Source organism: Vibrio sp. S234-5 (assembly GCF_000960595.1).
GTDB lineage: Bacteria > Pseudomonadota > Gammaproteobacteria > Enterobacterales > Vibrionaceae > Vibrio.
This window is the reverse complement of the sequence record NZ_JZAM01000228.1, coordinates 130,902-152,975: the sequence shown is the minus strand read 5'-3', so window position 1 is coordinate 152,975 and position 22,074 is coordinate 130,902. Positions and strand designations below refer to the sequence as shown.

Genomic DNA, 22,074 nt, shown 5'->3' with positions numbered 1-22,074 from the left:
AAAGTTGACTTTGGTTTTGTCACATTGAACAAGATATCACCACATTGTTACGGAAAGATTACAAATATTGCATGGATTATGCGGCGCGTCTCAAAATCTCATCCATCCAGCGAGCAGGAAGTAGTCGTTTAAGATAGGCAAATAGCACGGTTGGCGTGGTGACTCGGTAGCGAATTTTTGGCTTTGGGCTTGTGAGCGCGTGCAACACTGGCGCAACGCAGGATTGTGCTGGCAAGACAAATCGGTTGCTTGAGGTCTCATTTTCTAAGCGACTGCGCTGGGCAAGATAGTGTTCTTTGTGCGGACTGCTCTCAATATCAATCCATTTCATAAAAGCGGTGAGTGCATTTTGTCGAAAGCGAGTCTCGATCGGACCTGGTTCAAGCAAAGCAATGTGTATATTGCTGCCGTATAGCTCTAGGCGTAAGGTGTCTGTCCAACCTTCAATAGCAAACTTGGATGCGTTATAGGCTCCGCGGTATTTCATTGCGGCAAAGCCGAGCACGGAACTGTTTTGGATGATTCGCCCCTCATTTTGCTGTCTCATAATCGGCAAGACTTCTCGTACCAGTTGATGCCAGCCAAAAAAATTGCTCTCAAATTGTTCACGTAGTGCGTCGGTGGGGAGATCTTCCAGTGCGCCGGGTTGTCCATAGGCACCGTTGTTAAATAGCCCGTACAACTCGCCATTAGTGAGCGCTAAGGTTTGTTCTACCCCACGGGTAATGCTTTGGCTATCAGCAAGATCCAACTGAATACAGGTCAAACCTTCTTGGCGTAGCCTGATGACATCCTCTTCTTTTCGGCAGGAGGCTATCACCCTAAAGCCCTGTGCTTGCAGGGCGTGGGCACAAACATAGCCAATACCACTGGAGCAGCCAGTGATTAATACCGATTTGGTCATTTTGTTTCCTTGTTTTTGTCTTAGTTAGTTTTCGCTATGTAATAGACATTTTAGCGCCAGTTCAACGCGTGAATAATGGAAGGTAAATCCAAGTTCCGTCAGTTTTTTCGGTTTAGCGCGGATACTATCGAGTAGCAGACAGGCGGACTCTCCCATCAGGAGATTGATTGCCCATTTCGGTGTCATCAACAGATGGGGGCGACCTAGCGTTCTGGCGAGAGTTTCGCTGAAAACCTTGTTGGTCACCGGATGAGGTGCGCTGAGGTTATATGCGCCCTGCGCATGAGGGGTCTCAAGTAAATAGACCATCGCTCGGACCATGTCTTGCAGGTGAATCCATGGCAGATATTGCTGGCCATTGCCTATCGGCCCACCTAAACCTAGACGGTATGGTAGCAACATTTTAGCCAGTGCACCGCCGCCTAAGCCAAGCACCACGCCCGTGCGTAACAGACAAACGCGAGTTTGTTCCGATTGGGCTCGCTTGGCAATCTGTTCCCAACGCTCACATACAGTATGGGTGAAACTCTGGCTATGTACGTGCAAACTCTCGTCGAAAGGATGGGCTTGTTGGTCACCATAATAGCCCACGGCAGAACCACTGATGAACACGGCGGGCGGTTTGGTACTGGCGTGAATGAGCGCCACCAATTTTTCGGTTAGTTGCCAGCGGCTTTGACAAATGAGCTGCTTTTGTGACTTGGTCCAGCGTTTATCCGCGATCGGTTCTCCCGCTAGGTTAATCACGGCATCAACGTCGTTCAGATCGTGCAGCTCATCTAAATGAGGCAAGTAAGTGATGTTGCCTCGGTCAGCGAAATGCAGCCGCTGCTTGGCGGCCTTCGTGTCTCTGGTCAACAATACGATTTGATGCTCACTCAATATCTTGAGTAGCTCGCAGCCGATAAAACCCGTTCCACCAGTCAGTAATATCTTCATGTGCCCCTCCATGCTGTTGTTAGTATATGGCAGAGTTAAATACGCAGCCAACTCCAAGACAGGTCATTGATTCATTTCATTTTCGTTCATAGCTCAGTCACAGTTTTAATAAAAGGTAACAAAATGTGACATTGCTCGAAGGCCAAGTCACATCACCAAGCGAAATTATCTGCAATTATTACAAATAACTGCATACCCAAGGGAAGTCAGCTTAATGACAGCCATTCTTGCTCTTTTTCGAGCCTTTGCCGCCAGTGCCCGAGATCTGTTGCCGATTGTTGTGGTGATTGTCTTCTTTCAGTTGGTGGTGTTGCAGCAACCGTTACCAAACTTGATGTCCATCGTTTCTGGTTTAGTGTTGGTAATCCTCGGTTTAACCTTCTTTGTTTTTGGTTTAGAAATGGGGCTCTTTCCCATCGGCGAGTCGATGGCACAGGCTTTTGCACGTAAAGGCAGTCTGTTTTGGCTGTTCGTCTTCTCTTTTTGTTTGGGATTCGGCACGACTATCGCGGAGCCTGCGTTGACTGCGGTGGCGGACGAGGCCGCTCAAGTTGCGGCGGAAGGGGGAGTGATAGAGGAGAACCAATACGCTATGGATCGTTACGCTAATGGATTGAGAGTCACCGTGGCCTTATCGGTGGGGGTGGCGATTGTATTGGGCGTGCTGAGAATCCTTAAAGGTTGGCCGATCCACTATATGATTATCGGTGGTTACGTCATTGTGGTGATTCTGACGGGCTTTGCGCCAGAAAACATCGTTGGGATTGCCTATGACTCTGGCGGCGTAACGACTTCGACCATTACCGTGCCACTCGTAACGGCGCTGGGAGTGGGTTTAGCTTCGGCGATTAAAGGGCGCAATCCGATGTTAGACGGATTTGGCTTGATCGCTTTCGCCTCTTTGCTACCGATGATCTTCGTCATGATTTACGGCATGGTGGTGACATGATGGAGTTGAGCCATTTTTTCGATATCTTGCTAAGTACTTTGGTCGATGTGATGCCGATTGCGGCCATTTTGTTTGGTTTTCAGTTTGCTGTGTTGCGCAAGCCGATCCACAATCCGCTGAAAGTGTTGCTCGGCTTTCTCTACGTTATCTTGGGGTTAGCGCTTTTTCTTATGGGCCTTGAACTCGCGCTTTTTCCGCTGGGAGAAACCATGGCAAGTCAGCTCACTGCGCCGCACTTTTTGACTCAAGTGCGTATTAGCTTAGGCAGTCAGTTGGAATGGATCGACTATTACTGGGTTTATCTGTTCGCCTTTTTTATTGGTTTTAGTACCACGGTCGCTGAGCCCTCGTTGATTGCTGTGGCGATCAAAGCCAATCAAGTATCGGGTGGCAGTATCGGCGTCACTGGTCTGAGGGTGGCCGTAGCACTTGGGGTTGCTGTGGGCATTGCGCTTGGCAGTTACCGCATTGTCGTCGGCGATCCCATTCATTATTACATCATTGTCGGCTACATATTGGTCGTCATTCAAACTTACTTTGCTCCGCGATTAATTGTCCCTCTGGCTTATGATTCCGGAGGGGTCACTACCTCGACTGTCACGGTTCCGCTGGTGACGGCGCTGGGGCTTGGGCTTGCCTCCACCGTTCCTGGTCGCAATCCGCTCATCGACGGTTTTGGCTTGATTGCTTTTGCCAGCTTATTTCCCATTATCTCAGTGATGGGGTACGCGCAAATCACTCAATGGCTGAGTCGTCGGCAAGTATCAAAGGAGAATGAAAATGCGCTTTAAACTGATTGTGGCGTTTGTTGAAGACAGTAAAACAGACATTGTTTTAGATGCTGCGCGTGAGGCAGGCGCGACGGGCGCTACTGTGATTAATAATGCGCGCGGTCAAGGGTTAAATCAAAAACGGACCTTCTTTGGCTTGACGTTAGAAGTACAAAAGGACGTGTTACTTTTTGTGGTGGAAGAGCATCTGTCTCGCCATATTCTCGAAACCATTAACGACGTCGGCGAGTTTGATGTGGAGTCGGGGCAGGGCATAGCCATCCAAATTGACATTGAGGATGCGGTAGGCGTTGCGCATCAGGTGGCCAAGTTAACCAAAGTGGTAGAGGACGAACTATGAACAGTCATGACAGAATTCAAGTGCGGGATGTGATGGCCAACATGTATGTGATGGTCGACGGCCTGACCACAGTGCATGAAGGCATCACACTGGCAAGGAAACATCAGGTGAAAGCGTTAGTGGTCGACAAACGCCACGAAGATGATGAGTATGGGATTGTTTTGATGAACGACATTGCGAAAAAAGTGTTGGCAAAAAATCGCTCGCCACATCGAACCAATATCTATGAGATCATGACCAAACCTGCGTTGTGCGTCTCGCCTGATATGAACGTTAAATACTGCGCGCGATTGTTTGAGCGTTTTGGCATCAGCCGCGCCCCTGTGATTGAAAATGGCAAACTGATTGGCATGGTCAGTTATAACAACATCGTCATGAATGGCATGGCTCGGGATGACGAGCAAGAATCTTAAACGTACAATACCCTGGTAAAACAAGGGGAAATGTTGTGAAACTGTTTATTGCTTCTGATCTGCATGGCTGCCTTGAGGCCACCAAAGCGATGTTGACATGCTTTGAAAACTCCGGTGCCGAGCATTTGATATTGTTGGGCGATCTATTAAATCATGGGCCGAGAAATCCGATTCCGCGCGCCTACAATCCGCCAGAAGTGGCACGATTGCTCAATGAGTACGCCGATAAGATTATTGCCGTGCGTGGAAATTGCGATAGCGAAGTCGATCAAATGTTGCTGTCGTTTCCGATGATGATGGATTACGCCTGGGTTTTGCTTGAACCGGGGCGTAAGGTATTCCTCACTCACGGCCATAAATACCATGCCAAACAAAACCCAGGGTTGCGCGCCGGGGATGTATTGGTGCATGGCCACACGCATATTCCCGTAGCACAACGGGAAGACGGGAATCTTATATTTAATCCCGGCTCGGTGACTTTCCCAAGAGAGGGCAAACCGGCCAGTTATGGGGTGTACGACTCTGGCACTTGGTCAGTGATCGCACTGAGCGGTGAAACCCTGCTTGCAACCACGCTGTAAGAAAATGAAAAAGGCAGCTTGGCTGCCTTTAGTTTCTGTCTGAGTGGCCCAAATCTCTTTCTGGATCAATTCTATCTCGGACTTTTTGTTTCAGTACTTTGGCCTCAGGAAATCCACCATCGGCTTTGCGCTCCCAAATAAGCACTTCATTACAGAAAATTTCAAACCGGCCACCAGTATCTGGGTGAAGGCTGACTGTCTCAATTTCTTCACTGAAGGTGTGCAGCAGTTCTTGCGCCAACCAGGTGGAGCGGAGCATCCAATTGCACTGACGGCAGTAATAGATGGCGATTTTCGCTTTTGTCATACTTTTCCTTTAAAACAACAATTTTAAACCAACGGCGAACGTGAGCACTTCAAAGGCGATTTTGACCACGTTGTTGCTAAGTCTCTGGCTTATCCAAGCGCCCAAACCGCCCCCGAGGAAGGAGCTCAATAACAGCGCAGGCAGCCAAGGCCAGTGAACGGGAGCACCAGCTTCTACCACGGCCAAACCTCCGATACCGTTCCAGAATAAACCGACGCAAATCATTGTCAATGCGACGGCTTGTTTGTAGCTGTACCCAAACCAGCGCACCAAAAAGAGCGTCACCAATAATCCTGACCCTGCTGTTAAGGAGCCGTTAATGACGCCAATCAAAACCATCACTGTGCCGCCAATCAGCCATCCATGAATATCTCTATGATTGGCTTGTTCACTCTGGCCAAGTTGCTTTTTAGCACGCGAATAGATCCCTAAGGCCAATATCATCAAACCAAGCAGCATCTGGGCGGCTTTCTCTGGGATCAGCATGACCAAGTTCGCGCCCGTGACTACGCCAATACTGCCCGTTAAAACCAGATAAACGATAACCTTGCCATTGAGTGAACCTGAACGAAAGTGAGTAAAGGCTGCGCCTAAACCGAGCGCGACGCTGGCAAGTTTGTGGGTAGCGAGAGCCATCGCAAAGGGAAGCCCCATGAAAATAAGGAGGGGAAATTGCAGTAAGCCAGCGCCGCCTCCAGAAACAGAAGCGAGGGTGTTGGCCACTAGCGAACCCAAAAACAGCAAAGCGGTGTTAATCCAATCCATTGAATTCACTAAAAAGGGAGTGTTACCTCCCTTGGTTGATTAGTTCGAAAAAAGCACCGTTGAGCCGTGATTCAGGCTGGTTAAAAGCAGCGTTTTTTCGTTGACGATGTCAATACGACGGCTTTGCTGTGCGTCCATTTTGAACACTTTGGTGATCACTTTCAGTTGTGCATCTGAGAAGTCTTGGTTTTTGGACGAGGAGACATCTTTAAACTCCTTCGGCGTGACCAGCAAGTAATTATCGCTCACATCCCATTGGCCCGATTCGGAAATATTGATGGTGACTTCTTGAGATGATTCATGTGAAAACAGCTTGAGCATCGCAACGCGAATGTAGTTGCCGTTTGGCAAATATTTCACATTTGACGTTACGTTCACCTTACGTAAAGGGCCAACCGTGCCATCGGGGTTGAGCTCATCATTGATCACTGTAACCATATTGGACTGCCACTCATTCGCGGAGAGGATCTGTTCGACCTTCAGATCACTTCCCCAGTAAAGCCAAGCACTAAAGAGCGTTGAAGCCACCAAAAGTAAAGAGGCGATTTTAGTTTTCATGCATGTCCTAATCATTTACAAATGGAACCAAGGTCATTTTGTTCGGCCACGATTCTCAACGTAACGTTTTCACTAGAATGGTTGAGGCTATGAATGTAATTCAGTGTCAGTTGATTGTTTTGTCCACCTGTTGCAATGACTTTCACTGGCGTCGATTCGCCAAGGTGAACTTCTGCATATTTATTCACGCATTGTTCAATGGACGGTAGCCAAGCCTGCAAAGGAGGATGGTTAATCGGGGTCAGTACTTGAATGTCACCCACGTTTGCCAATACCCGAAATTTAGACTCAGCTGGATTGGTAAACAACATCACACTTATCGGCAGCAAGATGGAAAGCAACCACATAGCGATGATATACCAACGCGTTTTTGGCGCAATGATTGTCTCTTGGGTATTGAGTGTTTCGACTTCGATTAAATCACTTGCGTAGCCGTCTTGCGTAATTTCAACCTCTTCGAGGCTAAGGGAATCGGCATCCGGTGCTTCCTCAATGCTATTCGATTTATCTGACAGCAAAGGAGTGATTCTCTCTACCGAACAGATGAGCTGATAGCCGCGCTTTGGCACAGTTTTCACATATTCAGGCGATTTAGTGGAGTCTTTGAGCATTTTACGCAAGGTAGAAATAGCTTGGGTCAAGCTAGAATCATCCACTTCGAAACCCTGCTCGCGCCAGACAAACTCATGCAATTCGTTGCGACTTAAAACTTCATTTGGTCTTTCTGCCAATATCAGCAGAATACGGCTTTCATTACTGCCCAGCCGTACGATTTCGTTGCTGAAATCTTGATCAAGTAATGTATTGCTGTTCGGATCAAAAATGAACCGTTGTGCGATAACAAACTTAGTGCCGATATGACTCATGACATTCTTCTTATATTATGTTTTTTATTTTTCAATAGCTTATGCTTATTTTGTGCGCTAATGGTTGCATTGGCAATGTTAATGTTTCCGTATGCATGCGGATAGGATAATTAAATTTATGCAAAAAAACAGCGTTTTCCCCACAATTGACCTTGAATTTACATTTGTCAGCCACATCTTAAGAGCAGAACATCCAAGATGTACAATCAACCTATTTAGTCTTTAATACTGTTTAAAGTTACATTGGAGTGAAAATGAGCGAGACAAACGTAGCAAACAACAAAGAAACTCGTGGCTTTCAGTCAGAAGTAAAACAGCTTCTTCACCTAATGATCCACTCTCTGTATTCCAACAAAGAGATCTTTTTACGCGAGTTAATCTCAAACGCGTCAGATGCGGCTGATAAGTTGCGCTTTCAGGCGCTCTCTGCTCCCGATCTTTATCAAGGTGACGCTGACCTCGGTGTGAAGCTCTCTTTTAATGCTGAAAACAACACACTTACCATCTCTGACAACGGGATTGGTATGAGCCGTGATGAGGTGATCTCTCATCTCGGAACCATTGCGAAATCAGGTACAGCGGAATTTTTCTCTGAGCTCTCACAAGAGCAATCAAAAGAGTCGCAATTGATCGGCCAATTCGGCGTTGGTTTCTACTCGGCGTTTATCGTCGCTGACGCGGTGACGGTGCGTACCCGTGCGGTGGGGCTGTCTGCTGATCAAGCGGTAATGTGGCACTCTGCGGGAGAAGGTGAGTACACCATCGAAGACATCCACAAAGAATCGCGCGGCACGGACGTCGTTCTGCACATGCGCGAAGATGGCAAAGAGTTCTTGAACGAGTGGCGTCTACGTGATGTGGTGAGCAAATATTCCGATCATATTGGCATCCCGGTTTCGATTCAAACCAAGGTTCGCGATGACGAAGGGAACGAAACCGACCAAATTCAATGGGAACAGATCAACAAGGCACAAGCGCTTTGGACGCGTAACAAAGCCGACATTACTGATGAAGAGTACCAAGAGTTTTACAAACACGTCTCTCACGATTTTACCGATCCGATGCTTTGGAGCCATAACCGCGTCGAAGGTAAAAACGACTACACCAGCTTGCTTTATATTCCAGCCAAAGCTCCTTGGGATATGATGAACCGTGACCATAAGTCCGGTTTGAAATTGTATGTCCAGCGAGTGTTTATCATGGATGACGCAGAACAGTTCATGCCGTCATACCTACGTTTTGTGCGTGGCTTGATTGATTCAAACGATCTGCCGCTCAACGTGTCGCGCGAAATTTTGCAAGACAACAAAGTCACCCAATCACTGCGCAACGCTTGTACCAAGCGAGTGCTCACCATGCTAGAACGTATGGCGAAAAATGATGCCGATAAGTATCAGCGTTTTTGGAAAGAGTTTGGCTTGGTGATGAAAGAAGGCCCAGCAGAAGACTTTGCCAACAAAGAGAAAATTGCCGCGCTATTGCGTTTTGCCTCGACCGAAGTTGACTCTGCTGAGCAAAGCGTCTCGCTTGAATCTTACGTTGCCCGCATGAAAGAAGGCCAAGATAAGATTTACTACCTAACAGCGGATAGCTACGCGGCGGCGAAAAACAGCCCACACTTGGAGCAGTTTAAAGCCAAAGGTATTGAAGTCATTCTGATGTTTGATCGCATCGATGAGTGGTTGATGAACTATCTAACCGAGTTTGATGGCAAGCAGTTCCAATCAATCACCAAAGCGGGTCTTGATCTGAGCAAGTTCGAAGACGAACAAGAGAAGGAAAAGCAGAAAGAGACGGAAGAAGAGTTCAAGTCGGTGGTTGAGCGAACTAAAAACTACTTGGGTGATCGCGTCAAAGAGGTACGTACGACCTTCAAGTTAGCCAACACGCCTGCGGTCGTTGTTACCGACGACTACGAAATGGGTACGCAAATGGCGAAGTTACTCGCTGCTGCCGGTCAAGCGGTGCCTGAAGTGAAGTACATCTTTGAACTGAACCCAAATCATGCCCTAGTGCAGCGCATGGCCGATGAAGCGGATGAAGAGGCGTTTGGTCGCTGGGTTGAAGTCCTGCTGGGGCAGGCAATGCTTGCTGAGCGTGGCTCGATGGAAGATCCAAGCCAGTTCTTGGGGGCGATCAACACGCTTTTGACTAAGGGCTAATAACGTTTGCCGCGAAAAGTCGCTACTTATGCTCTTTTTGCGCGCATTTGCATTCATTTTGCAACAATTTGTTGAACGATAGTGTGAAGTGTGAGTGCTTGAGCATTCTTTAGTCTTAATTCGCGCTTGAGAACAATATTGTGTGGTAGAATGCAAACTTGAAACGAAACAAACAGGCGTGTAAGGTGCACGCCTGTTTTGTTGTTAACTATAAAAGCAATTATACCGAAACTTACCGTGAGCTTGTGGTATCGGGCTGTTTAGGGATTTCAACGAGTCAAGCTAGACTCGTTTTTACTCTTTATTGCTTCGCTCGTCGACCACGTCACTGACATAGTGAGCTTCGGTATAAATCATCATAATCGAAAGAGGATTCAACATGCGCATCATTCTTCTAGGTGCTCCAGGTGCAGGTAAAGGCACGCAGGCTCAATTCATCATGGAGAAGTATGGTATTCCACAAATCTCTACTGGTGACATGCTACGTGCCGCTATCAAAGCAGGTACTGAGCTTGGTAAACAAGCAAAAGCTGTGATCGACGCTGGTCAACTAGTTTCTGATGAAATCATTCTAGGCCTGATTAAAGAGCGCATTGCTGCGGAAGATTGTGCGAAAGGCTTTTTGCTAGATGGTTTCCCACGCACAATTCCTCAAGCTGATGGCTTAAAAGAGATGGGTATCGCGGTTGATTACGTGATCGAATTTGATGTTGCGGATGAAGTGATCGTGGAACGTATGGCGGGTCGTCGTGCTCACCTACCTTCTGGCCGCACCTACCATGCGGTTTACAACCCACCAAAAGTGGAAGGCAAAGACGACATCACAGGTGAAGATCTTGTGGTCCGTGATGACGACAAAGAAGAAACGGTCCGCGCACGTCTAGGCGTGTACCATTCGCAAACAGCACCACTGATTGCTTACTACGGCAAAGAAGCGGAAGCGGGCAACACCAAGTACCTCAAGTTTGACGGAACGAAGCAAGTTGCCGAAGTGAGTGCTGATATCGAGAAGGCATTGGCATAATAGGTCGTACCTATTACCAATAATCGCAAAATGTTTGTTATAGTGAAAGCGGCCCTAGGGTCGCTTTTTTATTATGTTTCATCAGCCAGTTAGCCGATTTTAACCGAGAGGTTTGCGAATGACCCTTATAGGGAGTTCGCTTTGATCGATGAATTCATATTGCCGTATAAAACTCCTCAGCCATTATCGTAGAGACGCTATGAACAACACAAAAAAACACGGAGTGCTTTTAGTTAACCTTGGAACTCCAGAGCACGCGACCGCACCCGCCGTGAAACGCTTTTTGAGTCAATTCTTGCATGATAAACGTGTCGTTGATATGAGCCGTTGGCTGTGGTGTCCGATTCTCCATGGCATCATTTTGCCCATCCGTTCACCTAAAGTGGCCAAGTTATATCAATCGGTCTGGATGGAAGAGGGCTCACCCTTAATGGTTTACTCGCAGCAGCAAAAACAAGTATTGCAAGCGCGCACTGGTTTGCCAGTTGAACTGGGCATGAGTTATGGCAACCCTAGTGTATCCACAGGTATAACCCGGCTGATGGAACAAGGTGTGGAGCTGATCACGGTGCTACCTCTGTACCCGCAATATTCTGCGACCACCACAGCAGCGGCTTTCGATGCGCTCAGTAAAGCGCTCGCTAAAATGGCGCTGCTACCCAGCATTCATTTTGTGCGGGACTATCACAATCACCCCAGTTACATCCGAGCTCTCGCTCAGTCGGTGCGCCAATCTTGGCAGGAAAATGGTCGCGGAGACTACTTGCTCTGCTCTTATCACGGCATTCCGAAACGCTACGCCGACAATGGCGATATTTACCCGCAGCACTGTGAAATGACGACAGAGCTTCTGCGCTTGGAGTTGGGGTTGACCAAAGAGCAGATAGGTTTGACGTATCAATCCCGTTTTGGTCGAGAAGAGTGGTTGCAACCCTATACGGATAAAACCTTAGAGGCGCTTCCAGGGAGAGGGGTTAAAACGTTGGATGTCTTGACTCCGGCTTTTTCCGTAGACTGCTTGGAAACTTTAGAAGAGATTTCAGAACAAGGAAAAGAGAGCTTCCTTCACGCGGGCGGTGAGCGCTTTACCTATATTCCTTGCCTAAATGCAGCAGATGAACATATTGAGATGATGGTAGAGCTGCTCCATCTACCCAATTCGCAAGCATAGCGGACAAACCAATAAGGCCACGGAATGTGGCCTTAGTTTTAGCAGGAGAAGCGATTACGCAACAGAAACTTGTTGCTCTTCAAGCTGTTCAGCGACACTGCTGGTGACTTCAGCACCATGCATCCAACGAACCAGCGTATTTGAAAACAGCAGCAGAATGGTACCAGAGATCGTCGCTGTCACAGCGATGCCGCTGAAAATCGCCATCGCTCCAAATTCTCCAACGTGTGAGCCTACGTAGCCTGCGACGTAGTTGGCAATCGCGTTACAACCAAACCATGCACCCATCATTAAAGAAGCGAGGCGCAGAGGTGCCAGTTTGGTGACCAAAGACAGACCAATCGGTGACAGACAAAGCTCGCCCAATGTATGGAAAAAGAAAGCACCCACCAGCCAGAGCATCGACGTTTTCACGCTGGTATCGCCCCCTTGTTCAATCACCGCGCCGACCATACATAAAAAGCCTAACGCGAGGAAGAACATTGCTAAGGCAAATTTCTTCGGTGAATTCGGCTCTCGTTTACCCATTTTTACCCACAATACAGCCAAGACTGGAGCCAAGGTAATGATGAAAAATGGGTTCAGTGACTGGAACCAAGCCGCGGGCACTTCAAAGCTGCCGATCATACGGTCAGTATATTGCTGGGTATAAATGTTCATCAGGCCACCGGCTTGTTCAAAGCCGACCCAAAAGACAATAGTAAAGAGGCTCATTACGAGGATCACTTTAATCCGATCCGCCTCTTCTTTGGTCAAAGGCTCTTTACGTGCCGACTGCTTGTTCTCAAGATCGCGCTTTGCAGCAGGTTCACGACCAATATCGCCTAACCAAGATTGGGCAAACGTCATTTGCATCGCTAAGCTAATCAGCATACCAATGCCCGCAGCGACAAATCCCGCTTTCCAGCCATAAGATTCGGTGACAGAACCAGACACCACGCCTGCAATCAAGGCACCAAGGTTGATGCCCATGTAGAAAATAGTGAACGCTCCATCACGGCGGTTATCCCCTTCACGATAAAGATAACCGACCATCGTTGAGATATTCGGTTTGAATAAACCGTTACCTGAAATCAGCAAACCCAAACCAAGGTAAAACGTATGCAGATCGCTAAAACCGAGCACATCTGCCGGAAGGGCCAAAGTAAATTGGCCAATCGCCATCAGCGCTCCACCGATTAAAATCGAGCGTCGTTGCCCCAAGAAATTGTCAGCCAAATAGCCACCAATCAGAGGTGTGATGTACACCAGTCCGGTGTAGATGCCGTACAGATCCAGCGCGTCTTTCGTGCTCCAACCCATACCGCCGTTGATGGTTGCATCAGTGAGATAAAGTACCAGAATGGCACGCATCGCGTAGTAAGAGAAGCGTTCCCACAGCTCGGTGCCGAAAAGTAAAAATAGACCACGAGGATGGCCGAAATATTGGTGTTGTGTTGACATAAACTAAGCTATTTCAAGTCATTAAAATTTTTATTGGGGATTACGTATACCTCCAGTTAACTTTTTATACAAATGCTAAAAAATGAACAAAAGCAAAAGATCTTTTGGCAATTGACTGTAAATAAAGAGGATTGTTGTTTTCTGCTGCGGCAATTTATGTGTTACAAACTAAAGTTTCATTTTTGAGAGGAAAATATTTACATTTGTTGGACGACGTACACGGATTGGGGAGTGATAAGCTGGCTCTTTCCGTTTATGAAAGCGATAATGGTAAGAGACGAAAAGATATAGATGGCTAGTTAGAATGAAACGTTGGTACTTACTCTACTGTAAGCGCGGAGAACAACTGCGCGCTAAGCAGCATTTGGAAAATCAGGGAGTGGAGTGTTTCTACCCTACAATAATGGTCGAGAAAATTTTGCGTGGCAAAAGGCAGAAAAGAAGTGAACCTCTTTTTCCGTCTTATATTTTTGTCCGATTTGATTTTGAGCTTGGTCCTACCTTCACGACGGTTCGTTCAACCCGCGGGGTGGTGGATTTTGTCCGATTTGGCGCACAGCCGAAAGAGTTGCAGGGTGACCTCATCTTTGAACTTAAAGAGCATCAGAAAGAGAATGACGTGTGCGTTGAAGCAAAATCGTTACCACGTCCTGGCGTGTCGATTCGCGTTAAGAAAGGTCAGTTTGCTGGTATTGATGCGATTTTCCAAGAACAAGACGGCGAAACGCGGTCAATCATGCTGGTGAAAATGATCTCCCAAGTGGTGCCAGTGAGCATCAGTAACAGTGATCTTGAGCTGGGCGGTTAACCCTAAATGACGACCTGCAAGCTAAAAATAGGCAAACTAAAAAAACAAGGCACCGCGAGGGTGCCTTGTTGGTATTAGCCTTTGTAGGCGTCGTTGTGTACGGTTTTCACGGCACGCCCCGATGGGTCAACGCAGTTTTTAAACGACTCATCCCACTCAATTGCTTTAGCTGAAGAACAAGCAACCGATGGGCCACCAGGAACACATTCTGCCGCTGAAGCCAGCGGGAACAGCTCCTCAAAGATTTCGCGATACACGTAACCTTCTTTGGTGGTCGGCGTGTTGTATGGGAAGCGGAACTTCGCCGTTTCCATCTGCTGATCAGTGATTTTGGCTTCCGCTGTCTCTTTCAGTGTGTCGATCCAGCTGTAGCCCACGCCGTCAGAGAACTGCTCTTTTTGACGCCATGCGATTGAATCGGGTAGATAGTGTTGGAAGCACTCACGCAAAATGTGCTTCTCCATCTTACCGTTGCCACACATTTTATCTGCTGGGTTGAGACGCATCGCCACATCAATGAACTCTTTGTCCAAGAATGGAACGCGGCCTTCGACACCCCATGCCGCCAGCGATTTGTTGGCGCGAGCACAGTCAAACATGTTAAGCGCTAACAGTTTACGGACGGTCTCTTCATGAAACTCTTTGGCGTTTGGTGCTTTATGGAAGTAGAGATAGCCACCAAAGATCTCGTCAGCCCCTTCGCCAGAAAGAACCATTTTGATCCCCATCGCTTTAATTTTTCTGCCCATCAAAAACATGGGCGTTGAAGCACGAATGGTGGTCACGTCGTAGGTTTCAATGTGGTAAATCACATCACGGATTGCGTCCAAACCCTCTTGGATGGTGTAAGTCATCTCATGGTGTACGGTACCAATCTTGTTGGCGACTTCTCGTGCGGCTTTAAGATCAGGTGCACCTTCTAAGCCAATAGCAAACGAGTGCAATTGCGGCCACCAAGCTTCGGATTGTTCGTCATCTTCAATTCGCATTGCCGCAAATCGCTTAGCGATTGCTGAGGTGACTGATGAGTCCAAGCCACCAGACAGAAGTACTCCATAAGGCACGTCGGTCATGAGTTGACGTTTAACAGCCGCTTCCAGTGCTTCTGTCAACTCTTCTTTGCTGCTCACATTGTTTTCAACCGCTGCGTATTCGTTCCAGTCACGAATGTAGTAGCGTTGTGGGCCAGAATCAGTTGAGCTGTAGTAGCTACCAGGAGGGAACTCGCTCAAAGTTTTACATACAGGGACCAGCGCTTTCATCTCTGAGGCGACGTAGTAGTTGCCATGTTCGTCATACCCTTGATACAAAGGGATGATGCCAATATGGTCACGGCCAATCATATATTGATCTTTCTCTTCGTCGTAAAGCACAAAGGCAAAGATGCCATTCAGCTCTTCCAGTAGATCTGCACCCATGTCTTGGTACAAGGCCAAAATCACTTCACAGTCTGAGTCGGTTTGGAACTCGTACTTACCTTCGTAGCGAGCGCGGATCTCTTTGTGGTTGTAAATTTCACCGTTAACCGCAAGGATGAGTTTTTTGTCTGGGCTGTAAAGTGGTTGGGCGCCGCTGTTGAGGCCGACGATGGCTAAGCGCTCGTGCGCTAAAATAGCGCGCTCAGACGCGTAAATACCAGACCAATCTGGGCCACGGTGGCGAAGTTTTTTCGACATCTCTAGCGCGATCGGGCGAAGTGCGGCTGCATCACTTTTTATATCTAAAATGCCAAATACTGAACACATACAACATCCTTTTTAAACTGAATATTTTTTAACGGTATGAGGTCAATTTGCCATCCTAATCAAAAAAAGCAACTCTTCTTGATGAAAAAGATAATCAAAAAGCGATTGTGGTAAATAATTTTTAATAAAAACCCTCTAATGGTGAATGAGATCCTGGTTTTGCTTAAAATCTCAACAAAAAGCCCTCGTCAAGAGGGCTAATCGAGAGGTCACAATTACTTGTTGGCGGTGAACTGAGGTTTAAGTTGCTGGCAAACATGGCGCGCAAAACCACTACCGGCTTCGTTGTAGATGTTAAAAGCGGCATCGACCCCACTTTCCTCAAGCACTTGCAGTTGGTCGCTATATTCTGCGATTGCCGCGATTTGCCCAGAGTAGCGGCGACGTTTGAGTTGGGCGAGTGCAGTCTGGTTACCTTGGTGGTGTGGCATCGCCAGTAACACCAATTTTACATTGGTGGTATCGAGTATCCTTTCCCAGAAATCGGGGTCGGTGGCATCCCCTGCGATGACATTGCGTCCCTCTTCACGGTGCCGCTCGGCGGCGTCATCGCGAACTTCAACCCCAAGACAGATCTTGCCATAGCGTGCGTGTAGTTCGTCGTAGGCTCCTGTACCGATACGTCCCATCCCCAAGATCAGAACTTGTGCGTGACCCGGGTTGATCAGTTGGTCACGCTGATTCAGCTTCTCTGCCGCATGCTCTTGCAACCATTTACCCGAGTGAAGGTAGATTTGGTGGCCCATTTTGCTAAGCGGCGCGGCTAAAATGAATGAGAGTGAGACGGCGACAGCCAAGGCGACCAGAATATCGCTCGACATCCAGCCCATTTTATACGCTAGGCCGCCAACAATCAGACCAAATTCGCTGTAGTTAAACAGCGCCAGTGAGGCGAGCAGGGATGTGCGCACGCGGAACTTGAAATAGTTGATGGTCAGGAAATAGAGCAGCCCTTTGAGTGGCAAAAGCAGCAGTATCAGTAGAGCCAGTGAGACGCCGGAGAGACTGATAGACGCCGATAAGCCGATGTTGAGAAAGAAACAGACCAGGAACAGCTCTTTCATATTGAATAGTGATTTGGATAGTTCGGATGCTTTGGTATGACCAGCAAGTAACATCCCAAGGATCAGAGCGCCTAAATCCGGTTTCATGCCGACAAATTCGAACAGCCCAGCGCCTGCAACGAGTGCGAAGAATACACCAAACAGCACCAGCATTTCACCGTGACCAACCCAGTCAAGTATTTTGTAGAATATCGGGCGAAGCAGAGGGAGAGCAAACAAGGCAATGGCATACCAATGGGGCAGTTTACCCGTCGAAGCGGTGAGAAAAATCACCGCAAAAATGTCCTGCATGACCAAAATACCGATGGCTAAGGTGCCATAGGTCGCATTCATTTCCCCTTTCTCTTGCAGCGACTTCACCGCAAAAACGGTACTTGAGAAAGAAAGCGCAAAGGCGAGCAGCACAATATGCTCTGTTGTCATGCCAGCGAGTGAAGTAACACCGAGTAACTTTAAGGCAAGAAAAGCGAGAGAAAATAGCGCAGTCGATAAAAGATTGTGTACGGTTGCGCCAGCCCAGATCTCTCGTGAGAGCAAGGTTTTAATTTCCAGTTTGAGGCCGATAGTGAACAGCAACAACGTTACGCCAAGATCGGCTAAGGTGCTAATGGTGTCATTACTCTCAAAACCAAAAAAATGCAGAGCGAAGCCAGCGAGTAGAAAGCCAACTAGCGGCGGAAGTTTGCACTTAAGGGCGAGGAACCCGGCAAAGAAAGCGGTGGTGATCAGTATCAGTTCCATAGGGTTCGTACTTGTTCCTGAAAAATAAAAGGGCCGTGTAACCACAGCCCAGTATTGTAACCTATGTGACTAATTGAATCACAGCGAGATCAATCACCTAACAATTTTTGTAACAAAACACCATTGAGCATAGCGCGTTTGATCATGGCAAAGGCGCCCATGGTGGGTTGCTTATCAATGAGAGAGGCCACGATGGGTAAGCCACTGTGGAACGTTTTCAGCGATTGATTTTCTACATTGCGCTGAATGGCGGGGAAAAGGATTTCTTGTGCCGCGGTAATGTCGCCAGCGATAACAATTTTCTGCGGGTTAAACAGGTTGACAGTGATGGCGATCGCCTTACCAAGCTGATTGCCTACGCGAACCAGACTCTGTTTTGCCAGTTCATCTCCCTGTAACGCATGTGTGCAGACGTCTTGAATCGTGATCTGCTCTAATTCTGATAGGGAGGATTCATAGCCTTGTGCGAGCAGTTTTTTCACTCGCTGCACAATCGCGGGGTTGGCTGCAACGGTTTCCAAGCAGCCAAAGTTACCACATTGACACTGTTCGCCCAGTGGATCGATCTGGATATGGCCGATTTCACCGACGTTGCGGTTAAAGCCTAAAAATACCTGACCGTTGACGATAATGCCTGAACCTGTTCCTCGGTGGACACTGACCAAAATGGAATCCTGACAATCTTGACTGGCGCCGAAATAATGTTCAGCCAGCGCCATGCCGCGCACGTCGTTGCCAACAAAGCACTCGATGCCAAATTTTTCACGTACAATTTCACCCAGCGCGAGGTTGTCGATATCGGTATTGGGCATGTACTCCACCACGCCTGTGGTTGGGTTAACCAAGCCGGGCAAAGTAATACCAATGGCGATCAGTTGGTCGATTCTGTCTTGGCAACTGTTGATGAAATCTTTGAGTAGGGCAATGAGTCCCTCAATCAGGTCCGATTGGTTTTTGTAGCGTAAATCATGCTGATCTTTCGCAAGCTCTGTTCCGCCTAAATCGTACAAACAGAACTGTACGTAATCTCGACCAAGACGAACAGCAACAGAGTGGAATGGTTTCACTTCCGTGGTGAGGGAGATGGCTCTTCTTCCCCCGGTTGAAGCTTGTTGAGCGACCTCTTTGATGAGGCCGCGCTCAAGCAGTTGGCGGGTGATTTTGGTGACGCTCGCTGGGGCAAGTTGGCTTACGTCTGCCACCTGTATCCTAGAGATAGGTCCTTGTTGATCAATCAATCGATATACAGCAGCGCTGTTCAACTGCTTTACTAAATCTACGTTACCTATCTGTCCGCCATTCATGCCTAATTTTGCTCGTATTGTCCGTTAACAACCGTCGCTTTAACCTTGAAGTCTCTATCAAAAATCGCCAAGTTAGCGATCATGCCTTTCTTAATACGACCTAGGCGATCATCTACACCAATTGCTTTTGCCGGATAGAGGGTTGCCATGCGCAGAGCTTCATCTAAAGCGATTCCAACGTGTTCAACCGTATTTTGTACCGCTTCGATCATGGTTAAAGCTGAACCGCCGAGTGTGCCATTTTCATCAACACACTTACCATCTCGGTAATATACTTTCTTGCCGACAAAAATAAAGTAATCCATGTCAGCGCCTGCTGGAGCTGTGGCATCGGTCACTAATACTAGTTTTTCACCTTTGATCTTGTGCGCAATTCGGATGTTGGCGTAATCGACGTGAAAGCCATCTGCGATGATACCTGCATACACATCTGGGGTGTCGTAGATCGCGCCGACTACGCCGGGTTCTCGTCCAACCATCGGGGTCATGGCATTGAATAAGTGGGTGGCGAAGGTTATCCCAGCTTCAAAGCCCTTACGTGCTTCTGTGTAAGTGGCATTGGTGTGACCAATTGATACCACGATCCCTGCTTGGGTCAGCTTTTCGATGTGCTCAGGATCGTTGAGCTCTGGCGCTAATGTGACTTTGGCGACAACGTCTGCGTTAGTACAGATAAAGTCGATCATATCGTTGTCTGACGATCGGATGTAATCGACGCTGTGAATGCCCTTTTTCATGACATTCAAATAAGGCCCTTCAAGGTGCAAACCCAGCGACTGGTTTTGGTACTGAGCGTGGTAGGAGCGAGCGGCCGTAATTGCTGCTCGCATGTCCGCATCAGAAGAGGTGATCAGCGTCGGTAGGAAGCTGGTGCAGCCAGATTTCAGATTGGCTTTATGCATAATTTGCATGGTGTCCGCAGTGATTTCATCATTGAGCATCACACCGCCACAGCCGTTTAGTTGCAGGTCGATAAAACCCGGGCTGACGTTCGCGCCTGCGAGATCTTTCTGTTCGATCTCTTTGGGCAATTCACAGTTCGGTAAAACTGCTTTGATTAAACCGTTGTCGATGATGAGTGCATGTTCAGACAGAACATCACTTCCTGTATAAATTTTACAGTTTGTTAGCGCATACATGGTCAGCTAATCCTTATCAAATTGAGATTGAAATTCGGTCACTACTGGCATCTTTCTTTTAGGTGTACACCGATAATCAGAGACTTACTTTGTATCGCTGAATTAGCCAGTAATGTTGCAACAGCAAGCTGGTCTCGAGCAAATGGATAAAGTGATAACGGGTTATAAAGCTAGGATGTGCATGGTTATATTGGTTGTTTTTCTACACGAAGTTACTATTTATATCTAGTACTTTTCCTATTTGAATCCGTTGGTTTCACATGAGACGCAGCAGAATTTTACCGCGTAATTGCCATTTTTTTGAATGATAAAATAAGTTTTATGATCTCGCTAGCAAAATCCTTTTTGAAGGGCAAAAACTGGTGATTATGATCACAAACAATGAGGTTTTAATTTGCGGAGCAAAATTAATATCATAAACTGAACAGGACTAAATTGGATGACTAAAAAAAGTCGACCGAAAAAATGAAAATCCTATAGGGGGAACTTAAGGTGAATATTCTTGGATACTTTCAAAAAGTAGGCAAGGCGTTGATGGTACCTGTTGCCACATTGCCCGCCGCTGCAATATTAATGGGTATAGGTTACTGGCTGGACCCAACGGGTTGGGGCGCAAACAGTGCTGTTGCTGCATTTATGATCAAAGCGGGCGCCGCGATCATTGATAACATGTCGGTGCTGTTTGCCATCGGTGTTGCTTATGGTATGTCAAAAGATAAAGACGGTGCTGCCGCACTGGCTGGTTTTGTCGGTTATACCGTTATTACCACTCTTCTCAGCCCTGGAGCCGTTGAAGCGATTGGTTTGGTGGCAATTGATGATGCAGAAACCAAGCTGGCTTTTGCTAAAGTAGGTAACCAATTTATCGGTATTCTTTCTGGTATTGTTGCGGCAGAACTTTATAACCGTTACTACCAAGTTGAGCTGCCTAAAGCACTGGCCTTTTTCTCAGGTAAGCGCTTGGTCCCAATCTTGACCTCTTTTGCGGGTATTCTGCTCTCTTTCGTTCTAATGTACCTATGGCCAGTGATTTTCTCCGGTCTGATCCACTTTGGCGAAAGTATCACGGGGTTAGGCGAAGTCGGTTCTGGTCTTTATGGCTTCTTTAACCGTCTACTGATCCCTGTTGGTCTTCACCACGCACTGAACTCGGTATTCTGGTTCGATATGGCAGGTATCAATGACTTGGGTAACTGGTGGACACCAAACGCAATTGAAAAAGGTGTCGGTGTGGTCGGTGAAACAGGCCGCTACATGGCTGGCTTCTTCCCAGTGATGATGTTCGGTTTGCCTGGTGCTGCTCTAGCTATCTACCACACGGCGAAACCAGAAAACAAAGCAAAAGTGGCTTCTATCATGATCGCTGCAGGCTTTGCATCATTCTTCACAGGCGTGACAGAGCCGCTAGAGTTCTCGTTCATGTTCCTGGCACCAGTGCTTTACGTGGTACACGCAGCACTAACCGGTATCTCTCTTTATATCGCAGATCTGATGAACTGGACCGCTGGTTTTGGTTTCTCTGCTGGTCTTGTGGATATGGTGTTGTCAGCGCAAAACCCACTCGCGAACAAGTGGTACATGCTGATTGTTCAAGGCTTCGTGTTCTTTGCTCTGTACTATGTCATTTTCCGCACTGCGATCGTGAAATTTGGCCTGAAAACACCGGGTCGTGAAGATGATGAAGGTTCATCTGCTTCAAAAGTGACTGGTGCGAAAGAGTCTCACGTGTTGGCAAAACAGTACCTGAAAGCACTAGGTGGTCATGAGAACCTCACAAACATCGATGCATGTATCACTCGTCTACGCTTATCAGTAAAAGACATGAGTATTATTGATGAGAAGACACTAAAAGCATTGGGTGCAATGGGTGTGGTCAAACTGGGTACCAATAACCTGCAAGTTATCCTTGGCCCTCTGGCAGAAATTGTTGCTGGTGAGATGAAAAACATCGGCGTGAACGAAGATCTTTCAGAAGTCGTTCTACCTTAGTTCTACCGCTAACGTGTCATTTTAAGCCTCCTTCGGGAGGCTTTTTCTATTGTTCGCAGCTTTCTCCGCCA

21 protein-coding genes are annotated in these 22,074 nt (G+C 47.5%); 10 read left to right on the top strand and 11 right to left on the bottom strand.

The window, feature by feature from the left end:
- Positions 1-76 precede the first annotated feature (76 nt).
- Complete coding sequence (locus tag UF06_RS14310; RefSeq protein WP_045571039.1) at positions 77-904, bottom strand: SDR family oxidoreductase; 828 nt, start codon at positions 902-904, stop codon at positions 77-79.
- 24 nt (positions 905-928) lie between these two features.
- Positions 929-1,843: a TIGR01777 family oxidoreductase gene (locus UF06_RS14305; RefSeq protein WP_045571038.1), complete on the bottom strand. Its 915-nt coding sequence runs from the start codon at positions 1,841-1,843 to the stop codon at positions 929-931.
- A gap of 214 nt (positions 1,844-2,057) precedes the next feature.
- On the opposite strand from UF06_RS14305, the gene UF06_RS14300 reads away from it, so the two are divergent.
- From UF06_RS14300 to yfcE, 5 genes are read left to right on the top strand one after another with little or no spacing between them, the layout of a single operon-like run.
- Positions 2,058-2,792: a DUF1538 domain-containing protein gene (locus tag UF06_RS14300; protein ID WP_045571037.1), complete on the top strand. Its 735-nt coding sequence runs from the start codon at positions 2,058-2,060 to the stop codon at positions 2,790-2,792.
- A complete protein-coding gene (locus UF06_RS14295; protein ID WP_045571036.1) occupies positions 2,789-3,583 on the top strand; it encodes a DUF1538 domain-containing protein in 795 nt (264 codons plus the stop codon). Before UF06_RS14300 ends, UF06_RS14295 begins: the two co-directional genes overlap by 4 nt.
- Complete coding sequence (locus tag UF06_RS14290) at positions 3,573-3,923, top strand: P-II family nitrogen regulator (protein ID WP_045571035.1); 351 nt, start codon at positions 3,573-3,575, stop codon at positions 3,921-3,923. The genes UF06_RS14295 and UF06_RS14290 overlap by 11 nt, the downstream gene beginning before the upstream one ends.
- Positions 3,920-4,336, top strand: coding sequence for a CBS domain-containing protein (locus UF06_RS14285; protein ID WP_039433957.1), 417 nt, complete (start codon positions 3,920-3,922; stop codon positions 4,334-4,336). The genes UF06_RS14290 and UF06_RS14285 overlap by 4 nt, the downstream gene beginning before the upstream one ends.
- A 35-nt stretch (positions 4,337-4,371) precedes the next feature.
- Entirely contained in the window at positions 4,372-4,917 is a 546-nt protein-coding gene (gene yfcE / locus UF06_RS14280) for a phosphodiesterase (protein ID WP_045571034.1), read from the top strand.
- 28 nt (positions 4,918-4,945) lie between these two features.
- Here the strand turns inward: yfcE and UF06_RS14275 are convergent, their stop codons facing one another.
- The 4 genes from UF06_RS14275 to UF06_RS14260 are packed head-to-tail and all read right to left on the bottom strand — an operon-like array spanning position 4,946 to position 7,413.
- A complete protein-coding gene (locus tag UF06_RS14275) occupies positions 4,946-5,224 on the bottom strand; it encodes a SelT/SelW/SelH family protein (RefSeq protein WP_045571033.1) in 279 nt (92 codons plus the stop codon).
- Between the two features lie 9 nt (positions 5,225-5,233).
- Complete coding sequence (locus UF06_RS14270) at positions 5,234-5,989, bottom strand: sulfite exporter TauE/SafE family protein (protein WP_045571032.1); 756 nt, start codon at positions 5,987-5,989, stop codon at positions 5,234-5,236.
- A 39-nt stretch (positions 5,990-6,028) separates the two neighbouring features.
- On the bottom strand, positions 6,029-6,547 hold the full coding sequence (locus UF06_RS14265) for a regulatory protein ToxS (protein WP_045571031.1): 519 nt from the start codon (positions 6,545-6,547) through the stop codon (positions 6,029-6,031).
- An 11-nt stretch (positions 6,548-6,558) separates the two neighbouring features.
- Complete coding sequence (locus tag UF06_RS14260) at positions 6,559-7,413, bottom strand: transcriptional regulator (protein WP_045571030.1); 855 nt, start codon at positions 7,411-7,413, stop codon at positions 6,559-6,561.
- Positions 7,414-7,667: 254 nt separating this feature from the next.
- Between UF06_RS14260 and htpG the strand changes: the two genes are divergently transcribed.
- The 3 genes from htpG to hemH all read left to right on the top strand — a co-directional run bounded on the left by htpG (position 7,668) and on the right by hemH (position 11,770).
- On the top strand, positions 7,668-9,575 hold the full coding sequence (gene htpG, locus UF06_RS14255) for a molecular chaperone HtpG (RefSeq protein WP_045571029.1): 1,908 nt from the start codon (positions 7,668-7,670) through the stop codon (positions 9,573-9,575).
- A gap of 379 nt (positions 9,576-9,954) precedes the next feature.
- Positions 9,955-10,599 carry an adenylate kinase gene (adk, locus tag UF06_RS14250; protein ID WP_045571028.1) on the top strand — a complete coding sequence of 215 codons (645 nt, stop codon included), beginning with the start codon at positions 9,955-9,957 and terminating at the stop codon, positions 10,597-10,599.
- Between the two features lie 199 nt (positions 10,600-10,798).
- Positions 10,799-11,770 carry a ferrochelatase gene (gene hemH / locus UF06_RS14245; RefSeq protein WP_045571027.1) on the top strand — a complete coding sequence of 324 codons (972 nt, stop codon included), beginning with the start codon at positions 10,799-10,801 and terminating at the stop codon, positions 11,768-11,770.
- Positions 11,771-11,824: 54 nt separating this feature from the next.
- Here hemH and UF06_RS14240 read toward each other — a convergent pair whose 3' ends face one another.
- Positions 11,825-13,213: a peptide MFS transporter gene (locus UF06_RS14240; protein WP_045571026.1), complete on the bottom strand. Its 1,389-nt coding sequence runs from the start codon at positions 13,211-13,213 to the stop codon at positions 11,825-11,827.
- A gap of 304 nt (positions 13,214-13,517) precedes the next feature.
- Between UF06_RS14240 and rfaH the strand changes: the two genes are divergently transcribed.
- Positions 13,518-14,021: a transcription/translation regulatory transformer protein RfaH gene (rfaH, locus tag UF06_RS14235; protein ID WP_045571025.1), complete on the top strand. Its 504-nt coding sequence runs from the start codon at positions 13,518-13,520 to the stop codon at positions 14,019-14,021.
- Between the two features lie 74 nt (positions 14,022-14,095).
- Here rfaH and asnB read toward each other — a convergent pair whose 3' ends face one another.
- The 4 genes from asnB to nagA all read right to left on the bottom strand — a co-directional run bounded on the left by asnB (position 14,096) and on the right by nagA (position 20,014).
- Entirely contained in the window at positions 14,096-15,766 is a 1,671-nt protein-coding gene (gene asnB, locus UF06_RS14230) for an asparagine synthase B (protein WP_045571024.1), read from the bottom strand.
- 215 nt (positions 15,767-15,981) lie between these two features.
- Positions 15,982-17,571 (bottom strand): cation:proton antiporter family protein, encoded by a 1,590-nt coding sequence (locus tag UF06_RS14225; protein ID WP_045571023.1) that lies wholly within the window; start codon positions 17,569-17,571, stop codon positions 15,982-15,984.
- Positions 17,572-17,660: 89 nt separating this feature from the next.
- Complete coding sequence (locus tag UF06_RS14220) at positions 17,661-18,875, bottom strand: ROK family protein (RefSeq protein WP_039464385.1); 1,215 nt, start codon at positions 18,873-18,875, stop codon at positions 17,661-17,663.
- A 2-nt stretch (positions 18,876-18,877) separates the two neighbouring features.
- Positions 18,878-20,014, bottom strand: a complete 1,137-nt coding sequence (nagA, locus tag UF06_RS14215; protein ID WP_045571022.1) for an N-acetylglucosamine-6-phosphate deacetylase — start codon at positions 20,012-20,014, stop codon at positions 18,878-18,880.
- Positions 20,015-20,506: 492 nt separating this feature from the next.
- Between nagA and nagE the strand changes: the two genes are divergently transcribed.
- The gene (gene nagE / locus UF06_RS14210; protein ID WP_045571021.1) at positions 20,507-22,003 is read left to right on the top strand and encodes an N-acetylglucosamine-specific PTS transporter subunit IIBC; all 1,497 of its coding nucleotides are present in this window, start codon (positions 20,507-20,509) and stop codon (positions 22,001-22,003) included.
- Positions 22,004-22,074: the final 71 nt, after the last annotated feature.